19 protein-coding genes are annotated in these 18,600 nt (G+C 63.4%); 10 read left to right on the forward strand and 9 right to left on the reverse strand.

Annotated features, from left to right (window positions below):
- Nucleotide 1: 1 nt before the first annotated feature.
- Both ACSC1P_RS04630 and ACSC1P_RS04635 read right to left on the reverse strand, forming a co-directional pair.
- Complete coding sequence (locus ACSC1P_RS04630) at nucleotides 2–1,720, reverse strand: type II/IV secretion system ATPase subunit (protein WP_435358960.1); 1,719 nt, start codon at nucleotides 1,718–1,720, stop codon at nucleotides 2–4.
- Nucleotides 1,721–1,851: 131 nt separating this feature from the next.
- Nucleotides 1,852–2,403 (reverse strand): DUF7549 family protein, encoded by a 552-nt coding sequence (locus tag ACSC1P_RS04635; protein WP_435358961.1) that lies wholly within the window; start codon nucleotides 2,401–2,403, stop codon nucleotides 1,852–1,854.
- Nucleotides 2,404–2,588: 185 nt separating this feature from the next.
- On the opposite strand from ACSC1P_RS04635, the gene ACSC1P_RS04640 reads away from it, so the two are divergent.
- The gene (locus tag ACSC1P_RS04640) at nucleotides 2,589–3,062 is read left to right on the forward strand and encodes a DUF5793 family protein (protein ID WP_435358962.1); all 474 of its coding nucleotides are present in this window, start codon (nucleotides 2,589–2,591) and stop codon (nucleotides 3,060–3,062) included.
- Between the two features lie 54 nt (nucleotides 3,063–3,116).
- On the opposite strand, the gene ACSC1P_RS04645 is transcribed toward ACSC1P_RS04640, so the two are convergent.
- Nucleotides 3,117–3,749, reverse strand: a complete 633-nt coding sequence (locus ACSC1P_RS04645) for an RAD55 family ATPase (RefSeq protein WP_435358963.1) — start codon at nucleotides 3,747–3,749, stop codon at nucleotides 3,117–3,119.
- Nucleotides 3,750–3,966: 217 nt separating this feature from the next.
- On the opposite strand from ACSC1P_RS04645, the gene ACSC1P_RS04650 reads away from it, so the two are divergent.
- The 5 genes from ACSC1P_RS04650 (at nucleotide 3,967) to ACSC1P_RS04670 (ending at nucleotide 10,645) form a co-directional block, all read left to right on the forward strand.
- Nucleotides 3,967–5,355 (forward strand): phosphopentomutase/phosphoglucosamine mutase, encoded by a 1,389-nt coding sequence (locus ACSC1P_RS04650; RefSeq protein WP_435358964.1) that lies wholly within the window; start codon nucleotides 3,967–3,969, stop codon nucleotides 5,353–5,355.
- 316 nt (nucleotides 5,356–5,671) lie between these two features.
- On the forward strand, nucleotides 5,672–6,730 hold the full coding sequence (locus ACSC1P_RS04655) for a BMP family lipoprotein (protein WP_435358965.1): 1,059 nt from the start codon (nucleotides 5,672–5,674) through the stop codon (nucleotides 6,728–6,730).
- Nucleotides 6,731–6,778: 48 nt separating this feature from the next.
- Nucleotides 6,779–8,350, forward strand: coding sequence for an ABC transporter ATP-binding protein (locus ACSC1P_RS04660; protein WP_435358966.1), 1,572 nt, complete (start codon nucleotides 6,779–6,781; stop codon nucleotides 8,348–8,350).
- On the forward strand, nucleotides 8,347–9,588 hold the full coding sequence (locus ACSC1P_RS04665; RefSeq protein ID WP_435358967.1) for an ABC transporter permease: 1,242 nt from the start codon (nucleotides 8,347–8,349) through the stop codon (nucleotides 9,586–9,588). The genes ACSC1P_RS04660 and ACSC1P_RS04665 overlap by 4 nt, the downstream gene beginning before the upstream one ends.
- Nucleotides 9,581–10,645, forward strand: a complete 1,065-nt coding sequence (locus ACSC1P_RS04670) for an ABC transporter permease (RefSeq protein WP_435358968.1) — start codon at nucleotides 9,581–9,583, stop codon at nucleotides 10,643–10,645. The genes ACSC1P_RS04665 and ACSC1P_RS04670 overlap by 8 nt, the downstream gene beginning before the upstream one ends.
- An 18-nt stretch (nucleotides 10,646–10,663) precedes the next feature.
- On the opposite strand, the gene ACSC1P_RS04675 is transcribed toward ACSC1P_RS04670, so the two are convergent.
- Complete coding sequence (locus ACSC1P_RS04675) at nucleotides 10,664–10,900, reverse strand: hypothetical protein (RefSeq protein WP_435358969.1); 237 nt, start codon at nucleotides 10,898–10,900, stop codon at nucleotides 10,664–10,666.
- A gap of 124 nt (nucleotides 10,901–11,024) precedes the next feature.
- Between ACSC1P_RS04675 and cdd the strand changes: the two genes are divergently transcribed.
- Nucleotides 11,025–11,429 (forward strand): cytidine deaminase, encoded by a 405-nt coding sequence (gene cdd / locus ACSC1P_RS04680; protein ID WP_435358970.1) that lies wholly within the window; start codon nucleotides 11,025–11,027, stop codon nucleotides 11,427–11,429.
- A gap of 35 nt (nucleotides 11,430–11,464) precedes the next feature.
- A complete protein-coding gene (locus ACSC1P_RS04685; protein ID WP_435358971.1) occupies nucleotides 11,465–12,286 on the forward strand; it encodes a nucleoside phosphorylase in 822 nt (273 codons plus the stop codon).
- Between the two features lie 375 nt (nucleotides 12,287–12,661).
- Here the strand turns inward: ACSC1P_RS04685 and ACSC1P_RS04690 are convergent, their stop codons facing one another.
- Complete coding sequence (locus ACSC1P_RS04690; RefSeq protein WP_435358972.1) at nucleotides 12,662–13,819, reverse strand: NAD(P)/FAD-dependent oxidoreductase; 1,158 nt, start codon at nucleotides 13,817–13,819, stop codon at nucleotides 12,662–12,664.
- A gap of 69 nt (nucleotides 13,820–13,888) precedes the next feature.
- The gene (locus ACSC1P_RS04695) at nucleotides 13,889–14,422 is read right to left on the reverse strand and encodes an Rrf2 family transcriptional regulator (RefSeq protein ID WP_435358973.1); all 534 of its coding nucleotides are present in this window, start codon (nucleotides 14,420–14,422) and stop codon (nucleotides 13,889–13,891) included.
- Nucleotides 14,423–14,548: 126 nt separating this feature from the next.
- Here ACSC1P_RS04695 and ACSC1P_RS04700 point away from each other — a divergent pair, with 126 nt between their 5' ends.
- Nucleotides 14,549–15,484 carry an NAD-dependent epimerase/dehydratase family protein gene (locus ACSC1P_RS04700; protein WP_435358974.1) on the forward strand — a complete coding sequence of 312 codons (936 nt, stop codon included), beginning with the start codon at nucleotides 14,549–14,551 and terminating at the stop codon, nucleotides 15,482–15,484.
- Nucleotides 15,485–15,530: 46 nt separating this feature from the next.
- Here the strand turns inward: ACSC1P_RS04700 and ACSC1P_RS04705 are convergent, their stop codons facing one another.
- On the reverse strand, nucleotides 15,531–15,908 hold the full coding sequence (locus ACSC1P_RS04705) for a hypothetical protein (RefSeq protein WP_435358975.1): 378 nt from the start codon (nucleotides 15,906–15,908) through the stop codon (nucleotides 15,531–15,533).
- Between the two features lie 101 nt (nucleotides 15,909–16,009).
- On the opposite strand from ACSC1P_RS04705, the gene rocF reads away from it, so the two are divergent.
- Nucleotides 16,010–16,939 (forward strand): arginase, encoded by a 930-nt coding sequence (gene rocF, locus ACSC1P_RS04710; RefSeq protein ID WP_435358976.1) that lies wholly within the window; start codon nucleotides 16,010–16,012, stop codon nucleotides 16,937–16,939.
- 28 nt (nucleotides 16,940–16,967) lie between these two features.
- Here rocF and ACSC1P_RS04715 read toward each other — a convergent pair whose 3' ends face one another.
- Both ACSC1P_RS04715 and ACSC1P_RS04720 read right to left on the reverse strand, forming a co-directional pair.
- Nucleotides 16,968–18,011 (reverse strand): ferredoxin--NADP reductase, encoded by a 1,044-nt coding sequence (locus tag ACSC1P_RS04715; RefSeq protein WP_435358977.1) that lies wholly within the window; start codon nucleotides 18,009–18,011, stop codon nucleotides 16,968–16,970.
- A 98-nt stretch (nucleotides 18,012–18,109) separates the two neighbouring features.
- Nucleotides 18,110–18,574 (reverse strand): ester cyclase, encoded by a 465-nt coding sequence (locus ACSC1P_RS04720; protein ID WP_435358978.1) that lies wholly within the window; start codon nucleotides 18,572–18,574, stop codon nucleotides 18,110–18,112.
- Nucleotides 18,575–18,600: the final 26 nt, after the last annotated feature.

Raw genomic sequence — 18,600 nt, forward strand, 5'->3', positions numbered from 1 at the left:
TTCAGTCGGTCTCCGCCATCTCGGCCTCCCCGTTCGCCCCATCCTCCCCGGCCGCCGAAGTCGAGTCGTCTTCGACCGTGTCGACCTGCGTCATCGCCCGTTCCGAGTCCGCGTAGTACTCGTTGATCATCGCGGTGAAGCGACGGTAGTCCGTGATGTCGTGCTCCCACAGGTATTCGAGGAACCGCCTGCGATTGCGCAGTTCGCTGAGCAGTTCCTGCTGGGTCCACCCGCGTTCGTCACGAATCTCGTCGAGGACTTCAGACCCAGACGAACCGAACGTGTCGTCGTTCGGGTCCCACGTGAACGCGGTCGAGTAATCGAGCTCGCCGGTCCGTTGGTCGATGCCCTCGATTTCGGCGATGGTCCGGTTCCGGCGGACCCGCTCACCGTTGAGTCGGGTGAGGCCCTGCACACAGAGGATGTCCAGACTCTGGACCATCGACCGTGGGACGTTGATGGGTTCGTTCTCCAGTCGATTGATGACCGTCCGCACCGAGTCCGCGTGCATCGTCGAGTAGGTGGTGTGACCGGTGTTCATCGCCTGGAACAGCGTGATGGCCTCTTCACCACGGACCTCCCCGACGATGATGTACTCGGGCCGGTGACGCAGTGCAGAGCGTAGCAGGTCGTACATCGTCACGTCGGTTCCTTCGTGGATGCGCTCACGAGTCACCGAGGAGAGCCAGTTGTCGTGATACAGGGCGAGTTCCCGGGTGTCCTCGATGGTCAACACCTTCGAACGTGGCGGAATGAACATCGAGATGGCGTTCATGCTCGTCGTCTTCCCCGACGCCGTCCCGCCGGCGAAGATGAGCGACTTGTTGTTCTCGATGGCGAGCCAGAGGTAGGCCATCTGGTCGATGTTGAACGTCCCGTAGTCGAGCAGGTCGATGGGCGTGAACGGCTCGTCGGCGTACTTCCGGATGGTGAACGCCGAGCCACGGGGCGTGACTTCCTCGCCGAGCGCGAGTTCGGCACGCGAGCCGTCGGGCAGCGTCGTCTCGACCATCGGGTCGCCGATACTGATGTGGCGACCGGAGTGCTGGGCGAGCCGGACGACGAAGTTGTCCAGTTCCTCTTGTGCGAACGAGACGTTCGTCTCGATGTCGGTGTAGTCGTCGTGGTAGACGAACAGTGGGAGCTCGTAGCCGTCACACGAGATGTCCTCGACGTGTGGGTCGTGCATCACGGGGTCGAGTTTCCCGTAGCCCCGGAACGCCCGCCAAAGGTAGTAGAACAGCTTGTGGTACGTCTTCATGTCCACGTCCGCCCCGTACTTTTCGAGATGGTCGTGTAGTGCGTCGTCCAGCACTTCCTCGGCGTCGCGGCCGTCCAAGTCGCGTCGGTAGACGAGCGGGTCGCGGATGTCCTCGAACAGCGTTTCGAGCAGGTCGTGTTCGTAGTCGTCGAGTTCTGGTTCGACGACGTGGTACAGGTGTTCGTTCCGTTTGTCGTCGTGGTTGATGCTGACGAAGGCGTACGGTGCGTTCACCCAGTACCGATTTCGTTCCTCGTAGCCGTCGAGGCCGTCGAACGAGACCAGCGGGCCGTGACTCGCTGGCGTGTACGGTTCGCGGGAGATGGTCGTCCCCTGCAGCAACTGGAGAACCGACCGAATCCGGTCGGTGAGCGAGGTCGGTTCGGCCCGGGCAGCCGACGCTGCTGCTCGGCTATCGCTGGCCGACCGACTCTCGTTTCCTGTCGTTTCACCTGACATTGTAACCGACCGGTCGGACCGGGGTCGAAACGAGACGAATCGACGACTCGGCGGGGGACGACCGGGTTATCGGCAACGTAAGCAGACCCGCGACTTAAATCAGATGGCCGTTTCGCGGACGAGATGTCCGCTCACGTCCGGTCTGCGAACAGGTTCAGCCCGCCGAGGACGAAGACGATGAGCGTTCCGAGCAAACCGATGGGCAGGAACTGCTGGAGCCCGAGAAGCTTCGTCCCCTGCGTCGCGCTCAGTTGCAGCGATGCCGCGGTGTAGACGACGCCGAGCAGGACGAGCAACGCACCGACGACGTACACGCCGTTGCCGGGGAGTGCCTTCGCTTCGTCGTATTCGAAGTACATCAGCAGGCTCACCACGAAGAGGACGAGGATGATTGCGGCGGCGACGACCCAGGCGAGATGCGCCGCTGCCTGTCCCGGGAGTTGGCCCGAGGTCTCCTGAAAGAATCCCCACGGCGTCTTCAACGTCGTCCCGTCTAAAATGCCCGACCCAAGGACGTATCGTAGCCCGAACAGCGGAAAACGCAGGATGACGACCGTCGTCTCCTTCTCGGCCCCACCCGTCACGGAGAGACGCCCGTAGGCCACCGACCACGGGAGCAACAGCGAGAGCCACGCCGAGAGGACGGCGAATTCCTCGCTGTACTCCGAATTTATCCATACCATACACCGACAGCGCGCACGGACCACCGTAAAACCTGTCGAACCGCCCCCGTCGAAGGGTGCTCACCGAATCACCGACCGGCCCCAGTCGTGGCCCGAACTGGCGTCCCGACACTTGAAAGCCTGCACATCGAGGTTCACGGTAGCGTCACGTTCTTACGCCATGAGTACTAATCCGCGTACGACTGATGAGGCGCGACTACTTCACCCTGCAGGTCAGCGACACTGCCTGGGTCGACGACGGTGGGGAACCGACGAAGCCGACGGTCACTATCGAGTTCGAAGGCCCCGTCTCGACACTCCGTGAGCGCCTCACGGGAGTCGACGACGAAGACCCGCTCGATGCCCGAGAGACTGACGTGGCGTTCAGGTTACAGACGAACGTCGACGCCGACGACGCTCGCGGCGTCGTGAGCGTCACGAACCGAGTCACGGGCGACTTTATTCTCGAACTGAACGAGGACGCCGACGACGTACTCCGATTTATCAGAGCGGCGCGACGCTACGGCGAGTCCGACGACGGTGACGGCCTGTACACGGTCGATATCGAGATAGAAGGTGAACAGTACGTGACCTACGAGAAACGAACGTTCCTCGTCTACGACCAGACGGGCGAGTTGCTGCGAGGCGAGAGTCTGATTCCGAGCGGCGTCGAACTCTGAGGAGGCGGCTCCGGCGACACCATTTTCGAGCAGTATCGACCAGCCTCAGCCGAGTCAGAACCGTTCCCAGTCGGTCGGCCCGTCACCGAGCCCGACGACACGCAGTTCTCGCCCCGCTTCGCCGTTTCGTGTCTCAACCAGTCCGTCGAACAGTTGCCGGACCGTATTGTTCGTCTGTCCGTCGTGTTGCGTCGCGTCGAGCGTCGCGAAGCCGACGCCATCGGCGGCGCTGATTCGGCCCGAGAGGATGTGGAGGAACCGAAACACGGTCTTCACGTCGGCCTGCCCGAGCAGCGTCGAGATGGAGTCGACGACGACGCGCGTCCGGACGTCTCGCTGGTCGAAGATATCGAGCAGTCGTGACGAAGACATACCGGCCGCGGTGAAGTCACCGGGCGAGGAGACGTAGCGCGTCGTGTGGTCGTCGGTCACGTCACGGCCTCGTTCGCGCGAGACGCAGTCGACGACGGCGAGCGGCGGCGTGTCCGCTGGTCGGTCCACGTCGCTTCGAACGTCGTCGTCCACGTGCTGCGTGGTGAGGAACAGGCCACTGTCACCGTGGCCGTGTCCATCTCGCAACAGCGCACAGCAGAGGTCGTACTTCCCGGTCATCGGCGGGCCGGTGACGAGGAGGTTCGTCCCCGGCCTGAGCGCCGCCACGGGAAGGACGTCGCTCACGTCGTACATCCCGACTCACCGGCTCCCTGTCGTGGCGGTATCCAACGCATCGTCCACTGGTTCGCCGCACTCCCGCATAAACCCGAGGTCGATATCGCTCGGTGTGTCGTCGACTGTCGGGCCGTCGAATCGGCCGAAATCAGGGCTCTCTGCCATGGCCGCAGCCCGAGTGGGGTGGAGCGACTGGATGCCAACACATACGTACTCCCCGGCAAAATCCCCGGCAATGACGCTATTCGGGACTGCAGGGATTCGAGGCCCCGTCGACGAAGTCGTCACGCCCGAGCTGGCACTCGCCGTCGGGCGAGCGGTCGGATTCGACGGAGGGGAGTTCGTCGTCGGTCGAGACGGCCGCGAGACCGGTCCAGCGCTCGCCGCCGCGATGGAAGCCGGGTTGGAGAGTGCGGGGGCAGATGTCTACCGTGTCGGGATGGTGCCGACGCCAGCACTCGCGTACGCCTCGAAGGGGCGACGCGGCGTGATGCTCACCGCCAGTCACAACCCGCCGACGGACAACGGTATCAAAGTGTTCGACGACGGTACCGAGTACGACCGCGACGCCGAGCTGCAGGTCGAAGACCGTGTCGCCGACGAGACGCCCACCGTGCCGTGGGACGAGTGGGGTGACAGCTATCAGCAGGCTATTCTCGACGAGTATCAGGACGCGATCGCAGACTACGCCCGCAGTATCGGTGACCAAGACGGCTCCGACGTCGACGCCGTCGAACCGCTGCAGGGTGTCAGCGTCGCCGTCGACTGCGGGACCGGCATGGGCAGTCTGGGCACGCCGCAAGTCCTGCGAAAGCTCGGTGCAGAGGTCGTCGCACTCAACGCGAACGTCGACGGGCACTTCCCGGCCCGCGAGTCGAAGCCGACCGCCGAGACGCTGACCGACCTCGTCGCCTTCCTCGGTCGGAGCGACTTCGACCTCGGGCTGGCACACGATGGCGACGCCGACCGCATCGTGGTCGCCACCGGTGACGGTGAAATCATCCACGAGGACACCATCCTCGCCATCCTCGCCGAGTTCTACGTCCGGCAGGCGACCAAAGCCGACCCCGTGGTCGTGACCACGCCGAACGCGTCTGCTCGCATCGACGAACGTGTCGAAGCCGCTGGCGGGCGGGTCGAGCGCGTCCGACTCGGCGCACTCCACGAGGGTATCGCCCGGGAGGAAGCGGCAGGTGACGAGGACACCGAAGTCGTCTTCGCCGCCGAACCGTGGAAGCACATTCACGTCCCCTTCGGTGGCTGGATAGACGGCGTCGTGAGTGCGGCGGTCCTCTCACGACTCGTCGCCGAACGCGGCAGCGTCGCGGCACTCAGAGCCCCGGTGAACGAGCGACCGTACCGGAAGGTCAGCGTCGACTGCCCGGACGACGCCAAGACGGGTGCGATGGAACGACTGGCGACGACGCTCCCCGAACAGTTCCCGGAGGGAACCGTCGACACCGACTACGGTGTTCGCGTCGACCGACCGGACGGCTCGTGGGTCCTCGTTCGCCCCAGCGGGACCGAACCGTACGTGCGCGTGTACGCCGAGAGCGAAGACGTAGAAGCACTCGTCGAGTCGGCCGTCGCCACGGTCGAGGAAGCGGTAACCGCGGCACAGTAACGCCCAACTCACTGCCGAAACCGGCACAAATTTATGAAAATTTTACGGCAATTTCGGGCTGTGGTTCCGGTCGCCGTCGGACAGATTTTCGGTTCCGGCGAAGTTGACAAGACAGACAGAAGCGCGTGTCTACCGACGGCCGACGCAAGCGTTAGTGCCAGCCTCCGGCCGCGAAGCAAATATATATTCCCCCTGGATATTGCGTACGAGTAGTAATATTTCACACTAATTATTGCTAAATATTTCTGTCCAGTTGGCGAGGTAGCGACTGTGCTCCGACGGGTTTAAATCACGGTCGTTCATGGTACACCGATATATGAAGGGTGACAGGCGGACGTACCTGAAAAGCATCGGAACACTAGGACTTGCAGGACTCGCCGGATGTATGGGTAGCTTCGGCGGCGGCAGTGGCGGTGCAGCAGCCAACATCGGCATGGTGTACGCCAAGGGTGGCCTGGGCGACAAGTCGTTCAACGACATGGCCCAGCGCGGCGTCAAGGACGCGAAAGAGGAGTACGACATCGCGTTCCAGGAGCGCCAGCCGGAGTCCGACCCCGACTTCAAGCCGGCACAGCGCCGGTTCGCCGAGTCGACCGACCCCGAGTACGACCTCGTCTGCTGCATCGGTTTCGCCCAGACGAAGGCACTCGAAGCGAACGCGAAGGACTACCCCGACCAGAACTTCATGCTCGTCGACTCCGTCGTCGAGTCCGACAACGTCGCGAACTACGTCTTCAAGGAGCACCAGGGCTCGTTCCAGGTCGGCTACATGGCCGGCCTCCTGACGAACCAGGAGTTCGAGACCTCGAAGGCGGCCACGAAGTCCGGCGAGTCGAAGGTCGGCTTCGTCGGTGGCGTCGAGGCTCCCCTCATCAAGAAGTTCGAGGCTGGCTACAAGAAGGGCGTCGAGCACGCAGGCAACGACGTGAGCGTCAGTTCCACCTACGTCGGCGACTTCGCCGACCCGACCGGTGGCAAGGAGGCCGCCCTCTCGATGTACGAAGACGGTGCGGACATCGTCTACCACGCCGCCGGTGCGACCGGTCTCGGCGTGTTCCAGGCTGCGAAGGAGAAGGGCCGCTACGCCATCGGTGTCGACGCGGACCAGTCCGAGAGCGAGGCCGACTTCAAGGACTACATCCTCGCGAGTATGGTCAAGCGCGTGGACGAAGCGGTCCTCACCGCCGTCGGCAACGTCGTCGACGACAACTACAAGGGCGGCGATGTCGTGACCCTCGGTCTCGACAAGAACGGTGTCGAGGCCGTCTACGGCCAGACGCTCGGCTCGGAGATTCCGCAGGGCGTCAAGGACAAGTTGAAGACCTCGCGTGAGGAGATCATCGCAGGCGACATCAGCGTCCCCACGGAACCGTAACGTAGCGTAGCACCTGACCAACGATGAGAGCCCTGAGGAGGAGACGAGATGAGTAAGAATTCCGCGGTCCGACTCGAGGACATCACGAAGCGGTTCCCCGGCGTCGTCGCAAACGATTCGGTGACGCTCGACGTCGAACGGGGAAGCGTCCACGCTTTACTCGGCGAGAACGGTGCCGGGAAGACGACGTTGATGAACGTCCTCTACGGCCTGTACGAACCGAACGAAGGAACGATATACGTCGATGGCGAGCCACAGCAGTTCGACACCCCAGCGGACGCCATCGACGCGGGCATCGGGATGATCCACCAGCACTTCATGCTGGTCGACACGATGACCGTCGCCGAGAACGTCACGCTCGGAAACGAACCGCGAAAGTGGTTCGGCACGACGGTCGACCACGAGCGGGCCCGCGAAGAGATTGCCGCCCTGAGCGAACGCTACGGCTTCGACGTGAGCCCGACCGAACTGGTCGAAGACGTGAGCGTCGGCGAACAACAGCGCGTCGAGATTCTGAAGGCACTGTACCGCGGTGCGGAAGTCCTCATTCTCGACGAACCGACTGCCGTCTTGACGCCACAGGAGATCGACGAACTCCTCGGCGTCATCGACGAACTCACCGACCGTGGCAAGAGCGTCATCTTCATCACGCACAAACTGAACGAGGCGATGGAGGCGGCCGACGACATCACCGTCCTGCGAGACGGGAAGGGTGTCGCCACGGTCGACGCGGCGAACACGACCCGCGAGGAACTCGCGGAAGCGATGGTCGGGCGCGAAGTGATGCTAGAAGTCGACAAGGACCCGGCCACACCCGGTGACCCTGTCCTCTCGACCTCGGACCTCGTCGTCGAGAACAGCGACGGGATGCGAGTCGTCGACGAACTCGACTTCGAGGTTCGCGAAGGCGAGGTGTTCGGCATCGCTGGTGTCGACGGGAACGGACAGGCAGAACTCATCGAAGCCGTCACTGGCCTCGACACACCCGACAGCGGTGTCATCGAGTTCTGGAACGAGGACATCACCGACATGTCTCGCCGCGAACGGATTCACTCGGGCATGTCCTACATCCCCGAGGACCGCCAGAAGCGCGGCCTCGTGATGGAGTACGACCTCGTCGAAAACGGTGTCCTCGGCAACCAGCACACCGAGGCGTTCACCGACGGCGAACGCATCGACTGGAAGCACGCCGAAGAGCACGCCTCCGACATCGTCGAGACGTACGACGTTCGACCACCGTCGACCGACGCGACGGCAGAATCCTTCTCCGGCGGGAATCAGCAGAAGTTCATCGTCGGGCGGGAGTTCGAGCGTGATCCGGACGTGGTCGTCGCTACCCAACCGACACGTGGTGTCGACATCGGTTCCATCGAATTCATCCACGACCGACTGCTCGACCTCCGGGCGGAGGGGAAGGCGATTCTGCTCGTCTCCTCGAAACTCGACGAGGTCCAGCAGCTCTCGGACCGACTCGCAGTCATCTACGAAGGACAGTTCATGGACGTAGTCGACCCGGACGACGTAACGGAAGAAGAGATCGGCCTCCTGATGGCCGGGCAGCAACTCGACGGCGGCCAGTCGACACAGACGGCCACGACCGACGGAGGTGACGCTCGATGAGCGACAGTGGCTGGAAAGCGTACCTCCAACGACTGCTGGACGCCTCCTACGGCGAACGACTGCTCATCAGTCTGGCCGCGCTGGCCATGGCAGTCGTCGTCGGCGGCGTCGTCGTCTTCCTCGCCGGCTGGCCCGCGTCGTGCGCGCAGGGACTGGAAATCGCCGGGCAGACGTTCTGTTACAATCCGGTGTACGTCTACATGCAGTTCTTCCTCGGCTCCGTCGGCTTGACCGGCGGCGGCTGGAGCCCGACGAACATCGCGATGGGACTGTTACTCCGCCAGACGGTCCTGCTGATGTTCACGGGCCTCTCCGTCGCGGTCGCGTTCCGCGCCGGGATGTTCAACATCGGAACGCAGGGACAACTCGTCCTCGGTGCGCTCGCGACGCCGCTGACGGTCATCGCGGTCGCACCGTACGCGCCGAGTGGTATCGTCGGAACGCTCATCCTCGTCCCCGTCGGCCTGTTCGCCGGTGCGGTCGCCGGCGGTATCTGGGGTGCGATTCCCGGAGCGCTCAAGGCGTACGCCGACGCGAACGAGGTCATCACGACCATCATGCTCAACTTCGTCGCGCTGAGTCTGGCGACCACGCTCGTCAAAATCTGGTTCCAGGACCCCGGCGCGAGCGGTCTCACGGCGACCAAGAGCGTCCCCGAGAACGCGATGATTCCGACCGTCTTGTTCGACTCGAACGACGGCGTCTCGCTGCTCGCACTCGGACTCGCCGTGGCACTCGCAGTGGGTGTCACGCTCGTCCTGACCCGGACTTCATTCGGGTTCGACCTGCGAGTGAGCGGTGTCCAACCGGACGCCGCGACGTACGGTGGCGTCGACGCCGAAAAGACGATGGTCTCCAGTATGGCCATCTCCGGCGCACTCGGCGGTATCGGCGGCGCGATATACGTCCTGATGCTGCAGGGCCGCTGGGCCTCTGCCATCCCGTCGCTCGGCTTCGACGGCATCACGGTCTCCATCCTCGCCGGGAACAACCCGCTGGGTGTGGGACTGTCGGCGCTGCTGTTCGGCGTGTTCAAGAGTGGCTCCGCGGCCATCGAGTCCTCGACGGACGTGCCGAGCGACTTACTCGGTGTCCTCACTGGCCTCATCATCCTATTCGTCGCCATGCCGGAGTTCTTCCGGATGCTCGGTCGTCGCTTCGTGACGCTCGACGACGACGACCGGGCCGTGGCTACCGATGGCGGTACTGCGACCAGCGGAGGTGAGTCCGATGAGTGAACTCGGTACCCGCGAACGCGTCGGTGCCGGACTCATCGGCCTCTTCGCCGTGTTGCTCGTGCTCGACGTCGTCGTCGGCGACACCATCTCTGTGGTGTTCGCCGAGGCCGCCATCGACGCACTCCAGCGGCCGACGACCTACGAGTCGGCGCTGCGACTGGCGACACCCATCGCGCTCGCCGCTATCGGCGGCATCTTCGCCGAGAAGAGTGGCGTCATCAACATTGGTATCGAAGGCCTGCTCATCGTCTCCGCGCTGTTCGCAGTCATCGTGACCCACCTGCTCGACACGAACGGTATCGTCGGCGGGACGGGCGCGATGTGGCTCGGTGCAGCCGGTGGCGTCCTTGCGAGTATGCTGCTCGCGCTACTGTTCGCCGCGGTCTGTATCGAGTTCAAGGCCGACCAGATTATTGCGGGCCTCGCCGTCTGGCTCATCGCCCTCGGCGTCGCGCCGTTCGCGATGATCGTCCTCTACGGACAGAAGACGACGCCGACGACGCAGTCCGTCGGCATCTGGTCGATTCCGCTGCTCTCGGACATCCCCGGTATCGGCCCCATCCTGTTCGAGGCGAACCCGTTCGTGTTCTTCATGATCGCGTCCGTCCCGACGGCGTGGTACGTGCTGAACCACACCTCGTTCGGCGCGTGGGTTCGCGCGAGCGGGGAGAACCCGAAGGCACTGGATACGGTCGGCGTGAGCGTCGACCGCGTCCGCTACAGTGCCGTGCTCCTGTCCGGCTTCTTCGCCGGACTCGGCGGCACGTGGATCGGCCTGAACATCGGTCGATACACGACGGGTGCGACCGGTGGCCGCGGGTTCATCGCCATCGCCGCGTTCCTGTTCGGGAACTACAACCCCATCGGCGCGTTCGGGGCGTCGTTCCTGTTCTCGGGCCTCACGGCACTCCAGCGCCAGACGCAGGATGCCGTGCCCGTCCCGAGTGACGTGTTCACGATGCTCCCGTACCTGCTGGTCATCGTGGTGCTGGTCTTCGTCGGGAAGACCCGAATCCCGGAAGCGGCCGGGGACCACTACGACTCCGGCGAGGAGTAACGCGACACTCCTCGACGGTTACGCGACTTCTACTTCCACTACTTCACCCTCGGAGTCCGCGCTCGGACCCCGTTTCATCCCGACGAGTGCCAACAGGACGAACAGCAGGCCTTCGAGCCGTGCCGAGGTCACTACCCACCGTTTGACTTCGAACTCTTCCGGCGTCTCGTAGGCGACTCGCGTCCAAAAGTCGACGAACCGTTTCGGGAAGAGGAACTCTATCAGTCCGAGACAGAAGACGAGTGCTCTGAACATACCTGACAGTACGGGCCTGTCGACCTTGAGCAGATATTCAGCGCGCTGGAGAGTCCCGGCAACGGCCCATCGCCGACGCTCCCGTCTCGGTGGCTACTTCAAACCCGTCGTCGTAGTTGTCGCTATGGATGACGACGACCTCGTCGCCGAAGCGCGCACGATGCTCGACCGAGCGTACGCTCCCTACTCCGAGTACACCGTCGGGGCGGCCATCGAGACGGCCGACGGGACGGTGTACCGTGGCTGCAACATCGAGAACGCGAACTACTCGAATAGCCTCCACGCAGAAGAAGTCGCCATCTCGCACGCGGTCAAAGACGGCCACACCGAGTTCGAGCGTGTCGCCGTGGCCTCCGGGAACCGCGATGGCGTCCTTCCGTGTGGAATGTGCCGACAGACGCTCTCGGAGTTCTGCGACGACGACCTCGTCGTGCTCTGCGACGAGGGCGAGGACGGCATCGCGGCGTACTCGCTGGGCGAGTTGCTGCCGAACGCAATCAGCGCCGAGACGCTCGGCCGAGGTGATTGAACAGACCTTTTTCGGTCCCCGCGAAATTTGGGGGCATGACTGGCGATAGCGAAGACCCGAACGCTGACGTGCAGTATCACCTCGAAGTCGGTCCCGGCGACGTGGCCGACACCGTGTTGCTCCCGGGCAACCCGGAGCGCGTCGAGAAGATCACCAGCTTCTGGGACGACCACGAAGAGCGAGCGTACCACCGCGAGTACCGAACCGCCACCGGCACCTACGACGACGCACCGATTTCGGTCACCTCGACGGGTATCGGCTCTCCCTCCGCGGCCATCGCGGTCGAAGAACTCGCTCGCGTCGGCGTGGACACTTTCATCCGCGTCGGCTCCTGCGGCGCAATCCAGTCCGAGATGGACGTCGGTGACCTCGTCATCACGACCGGCGCGGTCCGGCAAGAGGGAACCAGTGACGAGTACGTCCGCGAGGACTACCCGGCGACGGCCGACTTCGAAGTCGTGAGCGCGCTCGTCGCCGCCGCCGAGCGCCTCGGCTACGACTACCACACCGGCATCACGATGTCTGCGGACTCCTTCTACGCCGGCCAGGGTCGCCCCGGGTTCGAGGGCTTCATGGCCGAAGGCGGCGAGGAACTCGTCGACCACCTCAAAGAGGCGAACGTGAAGAATATCGAGATGGAAGCCTCTGCCATCCTCACCATCGCTAACGTCTACGGCCTGCGCGCCGGCGCGGTCTGCTCTGTCTACGCGAACCGCGAGACTGGCGAGTTCCGCACCGAGGGCGAATCTCGTGCCTCCGAGTGCGCGTCGCTGGCGACGAAGCTGCTGGCGAAGATGGACGCAGTCAAAGCTGAAGCTGGCGTCGACCGCTGGCACGCTGGGCTGTCCATCGAATAACGACTTTTCAGGGTTGGCGAACAGACGACGACGGCACCGCTCGCGCGGCGGTTCGTCGCACACCCGCCGAGTTCGCCGCGCGACCGTTTTCAGGTGATGCCGAGTGTGGCCGCGGTATCAGGTAAAAATCGTGGCGTGGAGGAGCGACCGGTGTCGAAGGCGAGCCTCCACAACGGCTCTGGCGCGCGCTGGCGAGCGAATCGAGTCGGTTGGGGAGGACGTGGCAGCGGTACTGTTCGGTGGTGGTCACGTTTCACCGGTAGTCGCACGCTGCTCGTCTGAACGAACACCACGAGATGCCGTGAAAAGAGCAGCCACTCTCGCACTCGAGTTGAAAGAGAGTAGGAAGAAACCGAAAGCTCGCCTACAGCCTGTTTACAGCGCGTCCCAGGACTTCCGTGCCTGGTTCCACGACGTAATGCTCGCCAGCCAGCGGGCGGCGATGAACTTCTTCAGGAACTCGGCGGGCATCCCACCGAACGTCGACATCGGCAGCATGTCGATGTCGTGGGCGACGGCCTCGTCGCCGACGGAGATGACGGTCCCCTTGTCGTCGTAGGTCCACGTCTGGAGACGCTGTCCGTTGATGGCGCGGACGACGTTCTCGGCCATGACCTCGGCGGCCTGCCAGGCGGCCTGTGCCGTCGGCGGCGCGGGCATGTCGCCGGGCTGCTCGACGACGGCGGAATCGCCAAGGGCGAAGACGCGCTCGTCGGAGGTCTGGAACGTCATGTCCGCGTTGACGCGGTTGTGCTCGTTCTCCAAGTCGACCTCGTCCATGCACTCGCGGCCGGTGACGCCACCGGTCCAGAGGAACACGTCGTAGTCGAGGGGTTCGCCCTCGTCGAAGTGGATGGTGTCCTCGTCGGCTTCGGTGATGGGGTCGTTGGTGAGAATCTCGATGTCCTTGTCCTCGAGGCGCTTTCTGAGCGCGCCCTGAATCTCGGCGTCGCCCGGCGGGAAGATCTCTTCCAGTGCTTCGACGAGGTAGATGTCCATCGGGGCGCGGTGCTTGTCGCGGAACTCCGCGATTTCACCGGCGGACTGGATGCCGGAGAGGCCGGCACCGCCGACGACGACCTGTGCGCGGTCGTCGCGGGTTGCCTCCTCGGCGGCCTGTTTTACCTGCTCGTGGATATCGAGCGCGTCGTCGAGCCCCTTGAGCGTGAGTGCGTTCTCGGCCATCCCGGGGATGCCGTAGAACGCCGTCTCACTGCCAAGCGCGACGACGAGATAGTCGTAGTCCACGTCGGCACCGTCTTCGAGTTCGACGACGCGCTCGTCCACGTCGACGTTCGTGACGGTACTCTTGATGAACTGCGTGCTCCGGTCGGCGACGTCGCCGACAGGGACGGTAATCTTGCTCTGGCGAGCGGGGTCGCGGATGCAGCGGTGCGACTCGTGGAGTACGAGGTGGTAGTCCACGTCCGCGATCCAGGTGAGTTCGACGTTCGGTCCGACCTTCTGTTGCAGGTCAGCGATAGTGCCGGTGCCAGCGTAGCCCGCACCGAGCACGACGACCTTAGTTGCCATACGGGAACGTCAGAAACCGACCGATACAAAGGTGTTGAAACCCCGGCAGGTGTGCGAGAGGTTGCCAGTCTAGTGTTCCGGCTCTTCAGCGGGCGCCTCCATCTCGTCGATGCGAAGGATAACGATGTTGCTGGTGTCGTCTTTTCCGTCGACGGTACCCTTGATTCGGAGCTTCGAAAGCGGCGTCGGCCCGACGACGACCGAATCACCCTCGTGGATGTCACGGACCGACCCCTGCAGATGAATCTCGGCACGGCAGAGTTCGGGGTGATGGACCGACGAGAGGTCGATCTCCTCGACGATGGCGTCTTCGACTTCCTCGCCCTCGTGTGTGAACGGGACGGTGGCCGGTTCGTCCATCTGCTGAATCTCCAGGGCCTCGTACGCGGCCGCGGTCGGCTTGTAGCCGCCCTTCGGCCCGGGGACACCTTCGACGAGCTGCAGGGCCTTCAGGCTCTGCATCTGGTTTCGGATGGTCCCGGGATTGCGGTCGACGCGCTCGGCGATGTCCTCGCCTTTGACCGCGTCTTCGCTCTTCCGATGGAGATTGATAAGGGCCTGTAGGATGTTCTTCTGGCTCGGGGTCAGCTCTATCGACGACATGAAGAGTGATTCGGTATTCGCGTTCTTAAATGCGTGGGATGCCGACGGCTGCTGATTCGCCGTCGCTGAGGGACCGACGTTGTGAGGACCGATAGAGATACCACGGTCCGACTTACTTGACTACATATGCAGGACAAACGCGTCCTCGTCACGGGGGGTGCGGGTTTCATCGGATCGAATCTTGCGAACCACTTGGCCGTCGACAACGAGGTGGTCGTCGTCGACGACTGTTATCTGGGAACGCCAGAGAACCTCGACGACAGCGTGGAGTTCCACGAGACGAGCGTCCTCGCCGACGACCTCCCGACCGAGGGTGTCGACGTGGTGTTCCACCTCGCTGCGCTCTCGTCGCTCAAGATGCACGAAGACTCCCGAGAGAACCTCCTAACGGGTCTTCGCGTGAACGTCGAGGGCTTCGCCAACACGGTCGAACAGTGCCGCCAGGACGGGTGTGACACGGTCGTCTACGCGTCGACATCGTCGATTTACGGCTCGCGAACCGACCCGTCGCCGGAGTCCATGGCCGTCGACGCCAACACCGGGTACGAAGCCTCGAAGCTCGCTCGCGAGCGCTACGCGGAGTACTTCGCCAACTACCACGACATGTCGGTCGCTGGCATGCGCTTCTTCTCGGTGTACCAGGGCTACGAGGGTGGCGCGGAGGAACACAAAGGCGAGTTCGCCAATATCGTCGCACAGTTCGCCGACTGGATCGCGAACGGCGAGGCCCCGGTCGTCTACGGCGACGGGACCCACACCCGCGACCTCACCCACGTCGACGACATCGTTCGCGGTATCGAACTCGCCGCCGACCACGAACTGACCGGAATCTACAACCTCGGCACGGGCGAGGCCTACTCCGCGAACGAAATCATCGAGACGCTCGCAGACCTCCTCGGTTCCGACATCGAACCCGAACACGTCGAGAACCCCATCGACGACGACGTGTTCGTCCAGCATACGATGGCCGACTTCTCGAAGATGCACGACGCAACCGGCTGGGAGCCGGAAGTCAGCTTCGACGAAGGGATGCGACGCGTCTGCGCGCCGTATCTGGACTAGAACTGAGCAACAACGTATTCTACTGTTCGGGGACGGTCGACGGTCGTCAGTCGAAGTCGCGGTCGTCCGTGATGGCTTTCCATCGCCGAGCATCGGCGCGTTCCTCGCTGTCCGCGCCGATGGTCATGATGCGGATGAACAACACCGGGATACCGAACATCATGAGCAGGTAGCCGCCAGCCACTGTCGCGACGATGGCGGTGACGTCGTGTCGGGCGAGGAACACAATCCAGTAGAAGAACGAGCCGAGAATCGAGAGCGTCCCCAACCGAATAGCGACCTGTTTGAACGTGAGCTGTTGAACGTCGTACAGCGAGTTGTTTCCGTAGAAGCGACCGAGGAGGATCGCAGCGAGGACCCAGACAGTGAACCGAAAGAGGAGACCCGGCTCGTTGCTAGCCGGGGTCGTGTTATCCACTCTCATACAGATGAGTAGTTCTCGTTCTAATTTAAAATTACTGCAATGTCAAATCCGTGCTGTCGCCAACCGCGTCGTTCATACGAGCGCCACGAGAAGCCGTGTATATGACGAGACAGGTCCGAATCATCGGGGCACCGACCGACTACGGCGCGAACCGACGTGGCGTCGACATGGGGCCATCGGCAATCCGCTACGCGGGACTCGCGGCTGAACTCGAAAAAGTGGGCGTCGAGTGTGTCGACACCGGCGACCTCCTCGTCCCGGCCGCGGAGACCCGCGATCCAACCGTCCGCGAACCCGACGAAGCCGGCCGGGACGCGAAGTTCGTCCGTGAAGTCGAAGACGTGTGTACCAGACTCGCCGACCAGGTCGCAGAGACCATCGACGACGGGTCGACGCCTGTCGTCCTCGGCGGCGACCACTCCATCGCCATCGGGTCGCTGAAAGGGGCGTCCCGTGACGCCGAAATCGGGACCATCTGGTTCGATGCGCACGGCGACTACAACACGCCCGAAACCTCTCCCAGTGGGAACATCCACGGGATGCCGCTGGCGGCCGCGCTGGGCTACCGCGACTGGGCGGACGTGGAATGGGCGAACTCGCCCAACTTGCGCGAGGAGAACGTCGTCTGGGTCGGCCTGCGCGACATCGACGAGAACGAGGCGAACGCGATCCGCGACAGTGCTGGGACGGCGTTCACCATGTCGGACATCGACGAGCGCGGTATCGCCAACGTGGTCGACGAGGCGCTCGAAATCGCCACGGACGGGGTCGACGGCCTCCACGTGAGCTTCGACCTCGACTGGCTCGCGCCGAACGAGGCACCGGGTGTCGGGACGCCGGTCCACGGCGGTGCGACCTACCGCGAAGCGCACTACGCACTCGAACGTGTCGCCGAGTTCGACCGCAACAACGACGACGTCCTTCGCTCGCTCGAACTCGTCGAAGTGAACCCGGTGCTCGACGAACACAACCAGACCGCGAAACTCGCGACCGAACTGGCGGCGAGCGCACTCGGCAAGCGAATCCTCTGAATCGGCCGCCGAGCATCGGGTATCCGAACTATCCGAATCCTTCTGCCTGCAAGTCGGCTTCGTCGACACCGACGGCTGTCACGGCCTCCGTCAGCGTCTGCACCATCGCGCTCACGCCGCAGGCGTACACTTCGACGTTGTCTGGGTCGATTCGCGCGTCGGTCGTCACTGCCAGTTTTTCGTCGAGGAACGGCCGCAGGTCTTCGGGGACGTCCCCAGACGAAATCGCGTCGCCGTCGAGATATTTGAGCAGCGTCTGCTGGACGTAGCCGTCTTCCCCGTCCCACGAACCGAGCAAGTGCTCCCGAGTGAGACAGGGGACGAAGTGAAAGTGCTCGTGTTCGTCGGCCAGCGTCTGCCAGTGGTCGTAGTACGGGGTGTCGTCCAGATAGGCACTCCCGAGGAACAGCCACACGTCGCGTGGCTGTCCGTCGTGCTCGTCGCGCCCCTCCTCGAACGTGAAGTCGATCATGCTCTTGAACGGGGCGACGCCGGTACCCGTCGACAGAAACACCATGTCCCGACCGCTCACTTCGTCGAGCACCATGTGGCCGTTCGGTCCCCGAACCGTCACGTCGTCGCCCGGTTCACACTCGACGCACAGCTCGCTCGTCAGTTCGCCGTCGGGAACCCGACGGATACACAGTTCGAGGTCGTCGGCGTTCGGCGAACTCGCTACCGAGTACGGTCTCGGCGTGTCGTTGAACTCGATGGTGACGTACTGCCCGGGCGTGAACGACAGCGACTCTGCTGGCGAAACGTCGAGAGTCACCAGCGACGGGTACGGACGGTCGAAGCGTTTTCGAAGCGTCTCGAACCGGTCGAGAATCGTGTCGGGGACGTCACTGTCTTCGACCCGAGCGAACAGTTCGTCCCAGTCGAACGCGGTGTCGTCACAGCTCTCGACCCAGTCGGCGTGGTCGTGAGGGGTGAGTTCCGTCCGAAGTGCATCGAGGACGTCACTTGTTCGGTTGTCGTCGAGTTCTCGAACCGCTGTCACCGTCGCTGGACAGGTGACGAGCGGTAGTTCCTCGGCGACCTCGTGCTGGTCGAGGTGCGAGGGGTAGTCCATGTCACCTGAGTAGCGAGGGAATCACCAAAACGTGTAACCTCTCCCTGTAGGGTCGAACCGACCCCACAGTATTCAGTCGGAAGACGGACGTTCCGCAGTCACGGCGACTGTACCGACGAAACCGAGTCGCCTGACGAAACCGAGTCGCTTCGGCCACATAGTAGACTCGGCACGTCGAGGTAGAGCCGTGACTCGGCGATTCGACCGTTCTCGAACGCGTACGTGACGACACCGTCTGTCGTCAGTTCGTCCCCATCACCGGAGACCCCAGCGAGGTCACCAGTCTGGGTCCCCTGCGCGCCGAAGCGAATCGAAGCGAAGTCGCCCTCGCAGATGACCGCACGGACGACGACTCGCAGGTTCGGAATCGCGTTCCGAACCGCATCGATTGCCGCCTGTGCCGTGTCGATGTCGTGCGGGCCACCCGGGAGCCCGAACGCTCGATATTCCTCCGTGACCAGTTCGGTGTCGAGTCGGCCGGTCCGCCAGCAGTGTTCGAAGAATCGGCAGGCGTGTTCGCGCTTCTCTCTGACCGTCTGTGCAGTGGGGGTGACTGTCGGCATGGTCTCTGTCACGCGGGCACTCGCGT

The sequence above is a fragment of the Haloarchaeobius caseinilyticus genome, assembly GCF_051207395.1.
Lineage (GTDB): Archaea > Halobacteriota > Halobacteria > Halobacteriales > Natrialbaceae > Haloarchaeobius.

What these genes read in the sequence shown, in the direction of transcription:
- ACSC1P_RS04705 (WP_435358975.1), bottom strand. Translation starts at nt 15,908, where the DNA reads ATGAGAGTGGATAACACGACCCCGGCTAGCAACGAGCCGGGTCTCCTC.
- ACSC1P_RS04645 (WP_435358963.1), bottom strand. Translation starts at nt 3,749, where the DNA reads ATGTACGACGTGAGCGACGTCCTTCCCGTGGCGGCGCTCAGGCCGGGG.
- ACSC1P_RS04655 (WP_435358965.1), top strand. Translation starts at nt 5,672, where the DNA reads ATGAAGGGTGACAGGCGGACGTACCTGAAAAGCATCGGAACACTAGGA.
- ACSC1P_RS04635 (WP_435358961.1), bottom strand. Translation starts at nt 2,403, where the DNA reads ATGGTATGGATAAATTCGGAGTACAGCGAGGAATTCGCCGTCCTCTCG.
- ACSC1P_RS04690 (WP_435358972.1), bottom strand. Translation starts at nt 13,819, where the DNA reads ATGGCAACTAAGGTCGTCGTGCTCGGTGCGGGCTACGCTGGCACCGGC.
- ACSC1P_RS04700 (WP_435358974.1), top strand. Translation starts at nt 14,549, where the DNA reads ATGCAGGACAAACGCGTCCTCGTCACGGGGGGTGCGGGTTTCATCGGA.
- ACSC1P_RS04665 (WP_435358967.1), top strand. Translation starts at nt 8,347, where the DNA reads ATGAGCGACAGTGGCTGGAAAGCGTACCTCCAACGACTGCTGGACGCC.
- ACSC1P_RS04640 (WP_435358962.1), top strand. Translation starts at nt 2,589, where the DNA reads ATGAGGCGCGACTACTTCACCCTGCAGGTCAGCGACACTGCCTGGGTC.
- ACSC1P_RS04695 (WP_435358973.1), bottom strand. Translation starts at nt 14,422, where the DNA reads ATGTCGTCGATAGAGCTGACCCCGAGCCAGAAGAACATCCTACAGGCC.
- ACSC1P_RS04715 (WP_435358977.1), bottom strand. Translation starts at nt 18,011, where the DNA reads ATGGACTACCCCTCGCACCTCGACCAGCACGAGGTCGCCGAGGAACTA.
- ACSC1P_RS04720 (WP_435358978.1), bottom strand. Translation starts at nt 18,574, where the DNA reads ATGCCGACAGTCACCCCCACTGCACAGACGGTCAGAGAGAAGCGCGAA.
- ACSC1P_RS04650 (WP_435358964.1), top strand. Translation starts at nt 3,967, where the DNA reads ATGACGCTATTCGGGACTGCAGGGATTCGAGGCCCCGTCGACGAAGTC.
- ACSC1P_RS04685 (WP_435358971.1), top strand. Translation starts at nt 11,465, where the DNA reads ATGACTGGCGATAGCGAAGACCCGAACGCTGACGTGCAGTATCACCTC.
- ACSC1P_RS04660 (WP_435358966.1), top strand. Translation starts at nt 6,779, where the DNA reads ATGAGTAAGAATTCCGCGGTCCGACTCGAGGACATCACGAAGCGGTTC.
- rocF (WP_435358976.1), top strand. Translation starts at nt 16,010, where the DNA reads ATGACGAGACAGGTCCGAATCATCGGGGCACCGACCGACTACGGCGCG.
- cdd (WP_435358970.1), top strand. Translation starts at nt 11,025, where the DNA reads ATGGATGACGACGACCTCGTCGCCGAAGCGCGCACGATGCTCGACCGA.
- ACSC1P_RS04630 (WP_435358960.1), bottom strand. Translation starts at nt 1,720, where the DNA reads ATGTCAGGTGAAACGACAGGAAACGAGAGTCGGTCGGCCAGCGATAGC.
- ACSC1P_RS04675 (WP_435358969.1), bottom strand. Translation starts at nt 10,900, where the DNA reads ATGTTCAGAGCACTCGTCTTCTGTCTCGGACTGATAGAGTTCCTCTTC.
- ACSC1P_RS04670 (WP_435358968.1), top strand. Translation starts at nt 9,581, where the DNA reads ATGAGTGAACTCGGTACCCGCGAACGCGTCGGTGCCGGACTCATCGGC.